Source organism: Bacillus sp. FSL K6-0138, from assembly GCF_037982765.1.
Taxonomy (GTDB): domain Bacteria; phylum Bacillota; class Bacilli; order Bacillales; family Bacillaceae; genus Bacillus; species Bacillus glycinifermentans.
Genome location: NZ_CP150286.1, coordinates 739,078 through 753,104 on the forward strand (window position 1 = coordinate 739,078; position 14,027 = coordinate 753,104).

General features: G+C 48.2%; 5 protein-coding genes, 2 tRNA genes, 2 rRNA genes and 1 pseudogene. 6 read left to right on the forward strand and 4 right to left on the reverse strand.

Annotated elements, in window-relative coordinates; genetic code table 11:
* Positions 1-168 precede the first annotated feature (168 nt).
* From MHB78_RS04040 to MHB78_RS04055, 4 genes and pseudogenes are all read right to left on the reverse strand, one after another.
* Entirely contained in the window at positions 169-1,521 is a 1,353-nt protein-coding gene (locus MHB78_RS04040; RefSeq protein WP_046131917.1) for an IS1182 family transposase, read from the reverse strand.
* 130 nt (positions 1,522-1,651) lie between these two features.
* Positions 1,652-2,611 (reverse strand): tripartite tricarboxylate transporter substrate binding protein, encoded by a 960-nt coding sequence (locus tag MHB78_RS04045; protein WP_046131668.1) that lies wholly within the window; start codon positions 2,609-2,611, stop codon positions 1,652-1,654.
* A 2-nt stretch (positions 2,612-2,613) separates the two neighbouring features.
* Positions 2,614-3,294: a response regulator gene (locus tag MHB78_RS04050; RefSeq protein WP_046131667.1), complete on the reverse strand. Its 681-nt coding sequence runs from the start codon at positions 3,292-3,294 to the stop codon at positions 2,614-2,616.
* Positions 3,287-4,895: pseudogene (locus MHB78_RS04055) on the reverse strand (sensor histidine kinase). Before MHB78_RS04055 ends, MHB78_RS04050 begins: the two are co-directional and overlap by 8 nt.
* A 607-nt stretch (positions 4,896-5,502) precedes the next feature.
* Between MHB78_RS04055 and MHB78_RS04060 the strand changes: the two are divergent.
* The 6 genes from MHB78_RS04060 to MHB78_RS04085 all read left to right on the forward strand — a co-directional run bounded on the left by MHB78_RS04060 (position 5,503) and on the right by MHB78_RS04085 (position 13,981).
* Positions 5,503-6,924, forward strand: coding sequence for a sugar porter family MFS transporter (locus MHB78_RS04060; RefSeq protein ID WP_046131665.1), 1,422 nt, complete (start codon positions 5,503-5,505; stop codon positions 6,922-6,924).
* Between the two features lie 144 nt (positions 6,925-7,068).
* Positions 7,069-8,484 carry a sugar porter family MFS transporter gene (locus MHB78_RS04065; RefSeq protein WP_046131664.1) on the forward strand — a complete coding sequence of 472 codons (1,416 nt, stop codon included), beginning with the start codon at positions 7,069-7,071 and terminating at the stop codon, positions 8,482-8,484.
* A 467-nt stretch (positions 8,485-8,951) separates the two neighbouring features.
* Positions 8,952-9,028 (forward strand) — tRNA-Arg (locus MHB78_RS04070).
* 14 nt (positions 9,029-9,042) lie between these two features.
* Positions 9,043-9,116 (forward strand) — tRNA-Gly (locus tag MHB78_RS04075).
* 156 nt (positions 9,117-9,272) lie between these two features.
* Positions 9,273-10,822, forward strand: a 16S ribosomal RNA gene (locus MHB78_RS04080).
* Between the two features lie 227 nt (positions 10,823-11,049).
* Positions 11,050-13,981, forward strand: a 23S ribosomal RNA gene (locus MHB78_RS04085).
* Together the 16S and 23S rRNA genes with 2 tRNA genes alongside form the textbook arrangement of a ribosomal RNA operon.
* Positions 13,982-14,027 lie beyond the last annotated feature (46 nt).

Here is a 14,027-nt window from a genome sequence, read left to right on the forward strand (position 1 = left end):
AAACCGTTTTGTTCTTTTTGTCCATTTTTGTGCATAAAAAGCATTCCGCCGTTAGCGGAATGCTCAGCTTGTAGAGAAAAACATGTTTTTTCCTACAAGCTTTTTTATTTCATAAAATTTCTTGTTCATTTTTTAATCTTTATAAAAGGAAAAAGCCCTCCCACACACTTAGCCAAGCTTGGCTAAGTGTGTGGCAATCTTCTTCATATTCTGGCAAGCGGCGGTGAGGAGAACTTGTTCGCTCACATTTTGTTTTCCCCTCAACCGGCAGTAGCGAAGCCCATGCAGCTGTTTTGAATCTGCAAAGCTCCGCTCTATTTTTTCTTTTCTTTTTTTGTAGAGGATTTTTCCGGAGTCGGACAAACGATTTTGCCTGACCTTTTCTTTATGGTCCTCCCATATGTGTCTTGAGACGACCTTCTGGTGGTTTTTCGATCTTGTACAGTTTTCAAGCAGAGGGCATGAGACACACTTTTCAGGGTTGGACTTATAAAATCTGTTGCCTTTTCGATCTGTTGTTGAGTATAAGAGTGTTTGTCCGTTCGGACAAATGTACTGATTTTTTTCACGGTCATAATGAAACTTCCACTTCGGAAACAAACCTTTTGTAGGATGAAAGCGTCTATGAGCAATAACGCCAAAAATTCGACGGTCGGACAGTCCTTTACAGATTGGAGTTGTCAGATAGCCAGAATCAAGAGCGACGGCTTCAACTTGAAAACCAAATCGTGCGATTTGGTGGTCTAATCGATCGAGATAAGGCGCAGAATCATGGACATTACCGGGCGTTACATAGGCATCGGTGATGATATTGAATTTCATATCCGTTGTTCGGTGATCTAAATAGAAAAAACCTTCAGGTTTGTTTTCACGGTAAAGATAGCCGCTTTCGGGATCAGTTGTACTATGACGAATTTCCTTTTTAGTTTTCACCTCCTCTTTGGCTTTTAAAGGCTTTTTTCCGCGTGCTTCCCGATCTTCTTGGACGGCTTTATCCAAGTCCTTTATATAGTTTTGTGTATCCTGCTCAATCGTTTTTCGCGTATATTTATGCTTATTGGCATTGGCTTTGAGGTGAGTTGAATCTGTGAAAAGGACACGGCCTCCTACCATATCATGATTAATGGCCTGAAGAACGATCTCATCGAAAATGTCTTGAAAAATGGTCGTATCTTTAAAGCGTGTACGTCTATTCCAACTGATGGTTGAATGGTGAGGAACTGGATCGTTGATGTTTAACCCTAAAAACCATCGGTAAGCCATATTATAGTAAATTTCTTTTTCGAGCTGTCTTTCTGAACGGATACCGTAAAGGTATCCGATAAACATCATTTTGAATAAAATCAACGGATCAAGTGAGGGGCGGCCTTTATTTTCGCTGTAGTAAGGTTTAACCTTTTCAATGATAAAAGAGAAATCGATGTACTTGTCAATTTTACGAAGCAGGTGATCCTCTTCAACAAGCTGATCAAGCAATACAAATTCAGCTTCGTTCTGGGAAGAATTCCTTGTGTAGAACATGAACAGACACCGTCCTTTTAGAAGGCTTTTCTTTATTATAAAATGGTGAAATGGATAATTTAAGGAAAAAATGAAAAAGGCTGTCGATTTTCTCGACAGCCTGAGCATTCCGCCGTTAGCGGAATGCTTTTTAATCGCCGGCCATGATGTTTTGATAAAAGGCCGATTGTTCGTCAAGAAACCGTTTCGTCTCCCTGCTGTTTAAGTAAAAGCTTTCCCAGTCAAGTTCGTTTATTTTCCGTTTCCATTCCGGTGAGGATGTGACCTTTTTTAACGCTTCATCCCAGTAAGAAACTTCTTCTTCAGTCATGTTTTTCGGCCCCAGCACGCCTCTCCAATGAGAAAATACAAACGGTATGCCCTGCTCTTTCCATGTCGGCACATGCGGAAAGGCGGGGAGCCTTTTGTCCGAGGTGACGGCGGCAAGTGTAATGTCTCCGTTCCGTTCATATGTTTTGGCTTCGGAAACCGTCATCGAAGCGGCTTCTATTTCATGTCTGACCAGCGCCCGAACAAGCTCCTCGCTGCTGTCATACTGCAAAAATTGAATGTCAAAAGGATCAATCCCGTACATATCGGCCGCCCTGACGATCGATAGCTGATCATCATTTCCGAACCCCGGAGAAAAACCGATTTTCACTTCGCCGGGGCGCTTCTTAATACCGTCGAGCACATCCTTTCCGCTTTTCAGAGCCGATCCTTTCGGAAGGGCGACAACCTGCCATTCTTTTGCAAGTATCGCGAGCGGGGTGAAATCGTCAATTTTCAGCTTGCTCTGTCCGAGAATGTAATTGCTCAGGATTAAACTGGACGCCATGCTGATGGTTTGCGTATCGCTTTGATTTACATATTTCCAGCCTTTGTCTCCGCCGCTTCCGGGAATATACACGATACGGACATCGCTGTTTACGATTTGCTTTTGCGTAAGGACAGATTGTATCGCTTGCGCCGTTAAATCCCAGCCTCCGGAAGGCTCAGCGGGTACGACGATTTCAATCGGGCCTTCCGGCAGGCGCGGGGCAGCCGCTTTCCTCGCGTCTCCGGGAAGCAGAATCAACAGGCAGATCAGGATGACCGCGAGCTTCTTCATATTTAATCAGCCGCCAAATAATATTTTCGTTCCGGCCTGCCGATAATCCCGTATTCCAACTCTGCGCAAGCTTCTTCTTTTGACACGAGATACTCGGCATAGCGGCGGGCCGTCGTACGGGATGCACCCATTTTTTCCCCGAGTTCTTCCGCCGTCATCCCGGCTGCGGCGCCTGCAAGCGTGTCTTTGATTTTTTGCAGTGTAATGGAATTGATGCCCTTCGGCAAATCCTCCTCGGAACCGGAAACTTTTGAGCGGTTTCCAAAAATTTGGTCGATCATCGATTGGCTTACTTCCGGCTGGGAAAGCAGCATGCTCCTTTTTTCTTTATATTGGAGCAGCACCTGTTTGAATTTATCGGCCGTCACGGGTTTAATCAAATAATGAGCGACTCCGCCCCGGAGCGCTTCCTGTAAATGACGGGTTTCTGTTGCCGCCGTGATGATCATAATATCCACTTCAGGAAACCGGCTCCGAATGGCGGGAATCAGCGCCGTGCCAAGCTCATCCGGCATATAAATATCGAGCAGCAGCAAATCGGCGTTTCGGTCTTCCAAAATCGCCATGATTTCCTTAGCGTTTGCCGCTTTGCCGATAATGTTGAATCCATCGAGCTGTTCGATCAGTCTCTCATGAATTTGCGCAACGCGAAAATCATCCTCCGCAATCACGATGTCAATCAAATGGATTCCCCCTTTGTTTGTTTCTCCTTCGGTATAAAAACGGTAAATACCGCACCGCCGCTTTTTTGATTTGTCAATTCGATCCAGCCGCCCAGTTCATGCACTGACTCCTTTACGTTGGCCAGCCCGTGGCCCCTCTTCATCCCCTTGGAAGAATAGCCTCTTTGAAACACGGCCTCCGTCTTATCCGGCGGAACGCCGGCTCCCGTGTCGGAAACTTCAATGACGATGTCTCGCCCGATATCCGTAATGAAAAATGAAACCTGCCGTACGTCTTGTTCAGCCACCGCTTCGAAAGCGTTGTCAATTAAATTGCCTATAATCGTGATGAGATGGGACATTCCGATATGCGCAGGAAGCGGATCGAGCGTGCTGTTTTCATCAATGGACAGCTTGACTTTTTTTTCTGAAGCCTTGCCCATTTTGCCTAACAGGATAGCCTGCACCTGCTGGGAATGAATGTTATGGAATAAAATATCGTGCTGTTCATTTTGGATCGCGTATTCCTGTTTAATCAGGTCGATCGCTTCTTCGTATTCGCCGAGCTCAAGCAGCCCCAGGATCGCATAGAGCTTATTCGAAAATTCATGCGTCTGTGCACGGAGGTCTTCAGAGTATTTTCGCACCTCTGTCAGCGTATCGATGAGCTTTTTCAGCTCGGTTTTTTCCCGGAAGCTGACGACAATCCCGTATATCTGCCTGTCTTGTGTCATCATTTTCGTGTTGATAATAAAGACTTGATCACCTACGCAGACCTCCTGATTGAGCAGCATCTCTTCCTGATGAAGGACGGACATCAATCCGGCCCCGGGCATGATTTCATCGATGGGACGGTTAATGACGGGTCTGGGAAGCTTAAGCATTTCGGCTGCCGAAACGTTCATCATCGTGACGATGCCTTCCTTATTCGTAGCGACGATCCCTTCCTTTATCGCCCGCAGCATTGCATTCCGTTCCCGGTAAAGGGATGCGATTTCATGAGGCTCAAGGCCGAGCGTATCCTTTCGGATGCTTTTGGCAAGCGCGGCTGCACCCGCAAATCCCAAAAGTAAAACGAGCACGGACATGAAGCTCAAATCCCTTAGGTGTTCTTTAATGCCTTGTTCTGTTTCGTTCAGCAGGAGATCAACCGACACGCTGCCGATAATCCGGCTGCGTCCTTTTTGCTCGAGAATGATCGGCGCGCTTCCCCTTATTACCTTGCGGCCATCCGCTTTTGCTTCAGATATGTGAGAGCCTCCGAACAAGATCTCTCTGCTTCTCGCCACCCTCGTTGTTCCCTTCCTGCCGGAGGCGGTTTTGATTTTTCCTTTTTCGTCAAGGACGTAAATGGCGTAAGCGCCGGTCTGTTCTTTCATATGGTCAATGACTTCCTGCGCTTCTTTTGCATGCCTGCGGGTTTGAACGAGTTCTTTTGCCGGAGGCATATAAGAAATGGTTCTTGCGGTCTGAACTGCAAGCTGCTCTGCCTGTTTTCGCCCTTCTTTTGTTTGCTGAACGGCAAATGTAACCGTCAGGATGCCGATCACGAAGATCAGCAGCGCCGCAATCAAACCTGTAATTTTTGTTTGCAGAGAGAAAATGAACCGCTTTTTGACCACAAGCACCAGCCGTCCTTTCTATATTAAAATGATACCATTTTGATTCAGACTTTTCATATTTTTAAAAATCTCTTTTTGAAACTATAAAGTCAGCTTTGCTTTTGAGGTGGTCTGTACAGATATAACAAAAATATAACAAAGAAGTACCTATAACATTACAAACAGGGCAAATAAGCCGGTTAAGAAGGTGAATGGTATATAAGCCTTATGTTTGTCGGTTTTATCTGAAGAAATGGCTAAATTTAAAGAAGGTTTCTGAAATTTTTTATTGACTGAAAGCGCTTTTAAAATTATGATAATAGCAGACATCACAAAAAAGTAACAAAAACATAACTATAACATAACAATTGAAAAAGACATGATGTGCTTGCTTTCGCGAACAAATGAAAGCGATTGCAATTTGAATTTGCTTATGTTGGCGGAGGGGATTGTTTTTCCGCCGGAATAAAATTCTTAATTTTCGAAAAATGGTTTCGCGAAGGAGGGGGACGGGAAATAAAGAACATCAGCCGGATGCGGTTCAAAGCGGGGAGTATATAGGATTGGGTTTCGAAACCCGAAGGAATGACAATTTATTAAGATTCTTCATAAAGGCGGGGAAGTAGACATGAATGAACAACTAAATCAAAAATCCTTTTTGCGCACCATTATTTTAGTGTCGACATTCGGCGGCCTTCTGTTTGGATATGATACGGGGGTCGTCAACGGTGCATTGCCTTACATGGCTGAAAAAGACCAGCTGAACCTGACTGCATTTACTGAAGGCCTCGTGGCGAGTTCGCTCCTGCTCGGCGCCGCGTTTGGAGCTGTATTCGGCGGCAGGTTGTCCGATTATGTCGGGCGCCGCAAAAACATTATTTTTCTGGCGGTCCTGTTCTTTTTCGCAACGCTAGGATGTACGCTGGCACCGAATGTTAATGTAATGATTGTTTCTCGTTTCTTGCTTGGAATTGCTGTCGGGGGAGCGTCAGTAACGGTGCCGACCTATCTGGCTGAAATGTCGCCGGCTGAAAAGAGGGGCAGGATGGTTACCCAAAATGAACTGATGATTGTATCCGGGCAGCTCCTCGCTTTTACCTTCAATGCGATCCTCGGCAATACGATGGGGGACAACTCCCACGTTTGGCGGTACATGCTCGCAATCGCTGCAATTCCGGCCGTGGTATTATTCTTCGGTATGCTGAGGGTTCCCGAAAGTCCGCGCTGGCTGATTTCGAAAGGGAAAAACGAAGATGCGCTGGGCGTCCTTAAAAAAATTCGGATGGAAACCACCGCGCAAACGGAATTTGCTGAAATTGAAGCTGCTGTTGACAGGGAGTCAGACATTAAAAAAGCAACCTTTAGGGATTTGACTGTGCCGTGGGTGCGCCGCATCGTATTTATCGGGATCGGCATTGCCATCGTACAGCAGATCACGGGCGTTAACTCGATTATGTATTATGGAACTGAAATTCTTAAAAACTCCGGCTTTGAAACAAAAGCCGCGCTTATCGGGAATATTGCAAACGGTTTAATTTCGGTATTGGCGACTTTCGTTGGGATTTGGCTGCTTGGTAAAGTCGGCCGCCGGCCCATGCTGTTGACCGGTTTGATCGGAACGACGTCAGCGCTTTTGCTTATCGGAATTTTCTCATCGTTGCTGCAAGGCTCGCCTGCGCTTCCTTTTATTGTCCTTGCATTAACCGTGACATTTCTTGCATTCCAGCAAGGAGCCATTTCGCCGGTCACATGGCTGATGCTTTCGGAAATTTTCCCGCTTCGCCTGCGGGGGCTTGGAATGGGTGTTACCGTATTCTGTCTATGGATCGCCAATTTCTTTGTCGGCCTTGGATTCCCGATATTGCTCGATCAGATCGGGCTGTCCTCGACGTTCTATATTTTCGTCGGTCTTGGGATTGTCTCGATTACCTTCGTGAAAAGATTCCTACCTGAAACGAAGGGGCTTACGCTTGAACAGCTTGAGCAAAATTTCCGCAGCTATAAAACCGAAGATGAACAAAACGGTGTAAGTGCGAAAGTCAGCGGCTGATGTGAAGCGTTTGCAGACAGCGGTGCTTTATCACCTGGATATCAATGAAGGGGCCGGCGGATATAAGCTGTGTTGGATGCAGCGATCCGGGAAAAATGCCTCTGGCACAGAAAACGAATAAAGATCGATCAGGGAGGAACGTGCGTGAATAAACAGAGAAATCATAAAATCTATTTGCAGGTCATTATGATTTCGGCGACGTTTGGAGGGCTTCTCTTTGGATATGATACCGGTGTGATAAACGGGGCTTTGCCTTTTATGGCAAGGCCTGATCAGCTTCATTTGACACCGGTGACAGAAGGTCTTGTTACGAGTGTGCTCCTGTTAGGGGCGGCATTCGGTGCATTGTTCTGCGGGAAATTGGCTGATCTCTACGGCCGTCGCAGGATGATCCTGAATCTTTCGTTTTTATTCTTGCTGGCATCAGTTGGGACTGCATTTGCGCCGAATGTTTCGGCAATGGCTGTCTTTCGTTTTTTGCTGGGGCTGGCTGTCGGGGGAGCATCATCGATGGTCCCTGCCTTTTTAGCAGAAATGGCCCCAGCTGAAAAAAGAGGCCGCATGGTAACGCAAAATGAACTGATGATCGTCGGCGGGCAATTTTTAGCCTACGTTTTCAATGCGATTCTTGGAGTTGCAATGGCCGACACCGGGCATGTTTGGAGATACATGCTTCTCCTGTGTGCGGTTCCGGCTCTCTTCTTATTTGCAAGCATGCTCATCGTTCCGGAAAGCCCGAGATGGCTGGCCTCAAAAGGGAAAAAAGATGAGGCGCTGCGCGTCTTAAAACAAATACGCGAAGAAAAACGGGCGAAAGCTGAATTTAAAGAAATTGTAGCGGCGGCGGAAAAAGATTCTGAGCTTAAAAAAGCAACGGTTAAAGATTTTTCTGCACCATGGCTGCGCCGCCTTTTGCTAATTGGGATCGGCGTTGCCGTCGTTAATCAAATTACAGGCGTCAACTCAATTATGTATTATGGAACTCAAATCCTTCGGGAGTCTGGTTTTGGTACAAAGGCGGCATTGATTTCCAATATAGGGAATGGACTGATATCGGTGATGGCCGTGGTATTTGGTATTTGGCTGGTTGGAAAGGTGAATCGCCGTCCGATGTTGATCATTGGTTTGTCAGGAACGACCACAGCGCTTTTGTCCATTGCCGTATTCTCAATGGTGCTTGACGGATCTGCGGCTCTTCCTTATATCGTGCTTTCTTTGACCGTTTTATTTCTTGCTTTCATGCAGGGGTGTGTCGGACCGGTGACTTGGCTCGTCATTGCAGAAATTTTTCCGCAAAGGTTAAGGGGGCTCGGTTCCGGCATCAGCGTTTTTTTCATGTGGATGCTAAACTTTATGATCGGTTTTGCTTTTCCGGTCATGCTCAGCTCTGCAGGTCTGTCCGTTACATTCTTTGTCTTCGTGGCATTGGGTATCTTGGCAATCGGATTTGTGTACAAATTTATGCCTGAAACAAAGGGGAGAACACTCGAGGAGCTGGAAGAGCAATTCCGTTCGCAGCATGATAAACACAGCTCTGAAAAATCGATGATTGAAGCATGAGACCCTCCGGATTCAAAAACCCGATTCATTCATTTGAATCGGGTTTTATCAAATATCTCGTTTGATGCTGCAAAATAAAAGCTTCATTAAATGCTTTCCGTTAGAATGCCGGTTCGTTTTAATTGCGAATATATAATAAAGAAGGGAATACTTTATTGGAAATAACATAAAATAAAAGGCTGAAGTTTACCTGTATATAATGAATGTCTGTTTTTTGAATAAAAAATGAAAAAAAGTATTGACCGATGAATTTGGACGTGGTATATTATTATTCGTCGCTGATGACAACGGAGTTATCGCTTCAGAATAAATCGATTGATGTTTTAAATCTGAAGGGGTGTACAAATCCGTTAAAATGTGTATAATGGATAAAGCCGAGTAACAAGGCACGATTCATTACTAAAAAACAAAAAAACTTGTTGACTTTAACTGATTTTCATAGTATTATAGTTAAGTCGCCTGATGAAGCGCCCGTAGCTCAATTGGATAGAGCGTTTGACTACGGATCAAAAGGTTAGGGGTTCGACTCCTCTCGGGCGCGCCATATTGCATGATGATGCGGGTGTAGTTTAGTGGTAAAACCTCAGCCTTCCAAGCTGATGTCGTGAGTTCGATTCTCATCACCCGCTCCAATCTTAAATGATCTTTGAAAACTAAACAAGACAAAACGTACCTGTTAATTCAAATAAATCGCACATAAACGTGCGTAGTCATTTTCAAACAGGCCTGCACGATGCAGGTCATGCAGATGTCGTCACAGGATGTGACGAACTTAATCTGCGTTCCATTTTATGGAGAGTTTGATCCTGGCTCAGGACGAACGCTGGCGGCGTGCCTAATACATGCAAGTCGAGCGGACCGACGGGAGCTTGCTCCCTTAGGTCAGCGGCGGACGGGTGAGTAACACGTGGGTAACCTGCCTGTAAGACTGGGATAACTCCGGGAAACCGGGGCTAATACCGGATGCTTGTTTGAACCGCATGGTTCAAACATAAAAGGTGGCTTTTCGCTACCACTTACAGATGGACCCGCGGCGCATTAGCTAGTTGGTGGGGTAACGGCTCACCAAGGCAACGATGCGTAGCCGACCTGAGAGGGTGATCGGCCACACTGGGACTGAGACACGGCCCAGACTCCTACGGGAGGCAGCAGTAGGGAATCTTCCGCAATGGACGAAAGTCTGACGGAGCAACGCCGCGTGAGTGATGAAGGTTTTCGGATCGTAAAACTCTGTTGTTAGGGAAGAACAAGTACCGTTCGAACAGGGCGGTACCTTGACGGTACCTAACCAGAAAGCCACGGCTAACTACGTGCCAGCAGCCGCGGTAATACGTAGGTGGCAAGCGTTGTCCGGAATTATTGGGCGTAAAGCGCGCGCAGGCGGTTCTTTAAGTCTGATGTGAAAGCCCCCGGCTCAACCGGGGAGGGTCATTGGAAACTGGGGAACTTGAGTGCAGAAGAGGAGAGTGGAATTCCACGTGTAGCGGTGAAATGCGTAGAGATGTGGAGGAACACCAGTGGCGAAGGCGACTCTCTGGTCTGTAACTGACGCTGAGGCGCGAAAGCGTGGGGAGCGAACAGGATTAGATACCCTGGTAGTCCACGCCGTAAACGATGAGTGCTAAGTGTTAGAGGGTTTCCGCCCTTTAGTGCTGCAGCAAACGCATTAAGCACTCCGCCTGGGGAGTACGGTCGCAAGACTGAAACTCAAAGGAATTGACGGGGGCCCGCACAAGCGGTGGAGCATGTGGTTTAATTCGAAGCAACGCGAAGAACCTTACCAGGTCTTGACATCCTCTGACAACCCTAGAGATAGGGCTTCCCCTTCGGGGGCAGAGTGACAGGTGGTGCATGGTTGTCGTCAGCTCGTGTCGTGAGATGTTGGGTTAAGTCCCGCAACGAGCGCAACCCTTGATCTTAGTTGCCAGCATTCAGTTGGGCACTCTAAGGTGACTGCCGGTGACAAACCGGAGGAAGGTGGGGATGACGTCAAATCATCATGCCCCTTATGACCTGGGCTACACACGTGCTACAATGGGCAGAACAAAGGGCAGCGAAGCCGCGAGGCTAAGCCAATCCCACAAATCTGTTCTCAGTTCGGATCGCAGTCTGCAACTCGACTGCGTGAAGCTGGAATCGCTAGTAATCGCGGATCAGCATGCCGCGGTGAATACGTTCCCGGGCCTTGTACACACCGCCCGTCACACCACGAGAGTTTGTAACACCCGAAGTCGGTGAGGTAACCTTTTGGAGCCAGCCGCCGAAGGTGGGACAGATGATTGGGGTGAAGTCGTAACAAGGTAGCCGTATCGGAAGGTGCGGCTGGATCACCTCCTTTCTAAGGATATTATACGGAATGTAAGACCTTGCGGTCTTGCAGGCAGGTGCGTTTAGTTCTTGTTTAGTTTTGAAGGATCATTTGATTCTTCGACATAGGAGACACCTGCTAAAGACGCCACGTCCTGTGGCAACGCATGTGTTAGCACATCCTGTGCGTTGTTCTTTGAAAACTAGATAACGATTGTAAGACATTCACATGAATTTTCTGTAGTGATTCTTTTTAACGGTTAAGTTAGAAAGGGCGCACGGTGGATGCCTTGGCACTAGGAGCCGATGAAGGACGGGACGAACACCGATATGCTTCGGGGAGCTGTAAGCAAGCTTTGATCCGGAGATTTCCGAATGGGGAAACCCACTGCTCGTAATGGAGCAGTATCCATATCTGAATCCATAGGATATGTGAAGGCAGACCCGGGGAACTGAAACATCTAAGTACCCGGAGGAAGAGAAAGCAAATGCGATTCCCTGAGTAGCGGCGAGCGAAACGGGAACAGCCCAAACCAAGAGGCTTGCCTCTTGGGGTTGTAGGACACTCTATACGGAGTTACAAAAGAACGAGGTAGACGAAGAGGTCTGGAAAGGCCCGCCATAGGAGGTAACAGCCCTGTAGTCAAAACTTCGTTCTCTCCTGAGTGGATCCTGAGTACGGCGGAACACGTGAAATTCCGTCGGAATCCGGGAGGACCATCTCCCAAGGCTAAATACTCCCTAGTGACCGATAGTGAACCAGTACCGTGAGGGAAAGGTGAAAAGCACCCCGGAAGGGGAGTGAAAGAGATCCTGAAACCGTGTGCCTACAAGTAGTCAGAGCCCGTTAACGGGTGATGGCGTGCCTTTTGTAGAATGAACCGGCGAGTTACGATCCCGTGCAAGGTTAAGTTTGAAAAGACGGAGCCGCAGCGAAAGCGAGTCTGAATAGGGCGCATGAGTACGTGGTCGTAGACCCGAAACCAGGTGATCTACCCATGTCCAGGGTGAAGTTCAGGTAACACTGAATGGAGGCCCGAACCCACGCACGTTGAAAAGTGCGGGGATGAGGTGTGGGTAGGGGTGAAATGCCAATCGAACCTGGAGATAGCTGGTTCTCTCCGAAATAGCTTTAGGGCTAGCCTCAAGGTAAGAGTCTTGGAGGTAGAGCACTGATTGGACTAGGGGCCCCTACCGGGTTACCGAATTCAGTCAAACTCCGAATGCCAAAGACTTATCCTTGGGAGTCAGACTGCGAGTGATAAGATCCGTAGTCGAAAGGGAAACAGCCCAGACCGCCAGCTAAGGTCCCAAAGTATACGTTAAGTGGAAAAGGATGTGGAGTTGCTTAGACAACCAGGATGTTGGCTTAGAAGCAGCCACCATTTAAAGAGTGCGTAATAGCTCACTGGTCGAGTGACTCTGCGCCGAAAATGTACCGGGGCTAAACGTATCACCGAAGCTGCGGACTGTTCTTGCGAACAGTGGTAGGAGAGCGTTCTAAGGGCTGTGAAGCGAGACCGGAAGGACTCGTGGAGCGCTTAGAAGTGAGAATGCCGGTATGAGTAGCGAAAGAGGGGTGAGAATCCCCTCCACCGAATGCCTAAGGTTTCCTGAGGAAGGCTCGTCCGCTCAGGGTTAGTCGGGACCTAAGCCGAGGCCGAAAGGCGTAGGCGATGGATAACAGGTTGATATTCCTGTACCACCTCCTCACCGTTTGAGCAATGGGGGGACGCAGGAGGATAGGGTAAGCGCGGTATTGGATATCCGCGTCCAAGCAGTTAGGCTGGGAAATAGGCAAATCCGTTTCCCGCAAAGGCTGAGCTGTGATGGCGAGTGAAATATAGTAGCGAAGTTCCTGATTCCACACTGCCAAGAAAAGCCTCTAGCGAGGTGAGAGGTGCCCGTACCGCAAACCGACACAGGTAGGCGAGGAGAGAATCCTAAGGTGATCGAGAGAACTCTCGTTAAGGAACTCGGCAAAATGACCCCGTAACTTCGGGAGAAGGGGTGCTCTGTTAGGGTGCAAGCCCGAGAGAGCCGCAGTGAATAGGCCCAGGCGACTGTTTAGCAAAAACACAGGTCTCTGCGAAGCCGTAAGGCGAAGTATAGGGGCTGACGCCTGCCCGGTGCTGGAAGGTTAAGAGGAGCGCTTAGCTTATGCGAAGGTGCGAATTGAAGCCCCAGTAAACGGCGGCCGTAACTATAACGGTCCTAAGGTAGCGAAATTCCTTGTCGGGTAAGTTCCGACCCGCACGAAAGGCGCAACGATCTGGGCACTGTCTCAACGAGAGACTCGGTGAAATTATAGTACCTGTGAAGATGCAGGTTACCCGCGACAGGACGGAAAGACCCCGTGGAGCTTTACTGCAGCCTGATATTGAATGTTGGTACAGCTTGTACAGGATAGGTAGGAGCCTTGGAAACCGGAGCGCCAGCTTCGGTGGAGGCATCGGTGGGATACTACCCTGGCTGTATTGACCTTCTAACCCGCTGCCCTTATCGGGCAGGGAGACAGTGTCAGGTGGGCAGTTTGACTGGGGCGGTCGCCTCCTAAAAGGTAACGGAGGCGCCCAAAGGTTCCCTCAGAATGGTTGGAAATCATTCGCAGAGTGTAAAGGCACAAGGGAGCTTGACTGCGAGACCTACAAGTCGAGCAGGGACGAAAGTCGGGCTTAGTGATCCGGTGGTTCCGCATGGAAGGGCCATCGCTCAACGGATAAAAGCTACCCCGGGGATAACAGGCTTATCTCCCCCAAGAGTCCACATCGACGGGGAGGTTTGGCACCTCGATGTCGGCTCATCGCATCCTGGGGCTGTAGTCGGTCCCAAGGGTTGGGCTGTTCGCCCATTAAAGCGGTACGCGAGCTGGGTTCAGAACGTCGTGAGACAGTTCGGTCCCTATCCGTCGCGGGCGCAGGAAATTTGAGAGGAGCTGTCCTTAGTACGAGAGGACCGGGATGGACGCACCGCTGGTGTACCAGTTGTTCTGCCAAGGGCATCGCTGGGTAGCTATGTGCGGACGGGATAAGTGCTGAAAGCATCTAAGCATGAAGCCCCCCTCAAGATGAGATTTCCCATTCCGTTAAGGAAGTAAGATCCCTGAAAGATGATCAGGTTGATAGGTCTGAGGTGGAAGTGTGGCGACACATGGAGCTGACAGATACTAATCGATCGAGGACTTAACCAAACATGAATGTCATATCGTTATCTAGTTTTGAGAGAACACCTCTCAA

Excerpts from the sequence above, each read along its gene's own strand:
- MHB78_RS04040 (WP_046131917.1), bottom strand. The coding sequence starts at position 1,521 with ATGTTCTACACAAGGAATTCTTCCCAGAACGAAGCTGAATTTGTATTG.
- MHB78_RS04045 (WP_046131668.1), bottom strand. The coding sequence starts at position 2,611 with ATGAAGAAGCTCGCGGTCATCCTGATCTGCCTGTTGATTCTGCTTCCC.
- MHB78_RS04060 (WP_046131665.1), top strand. The coding sequence starts at position 5,503 with ATGAATGAACAACTAAATCAAAAATCCTTTTTGCGCACCATTATTTTA.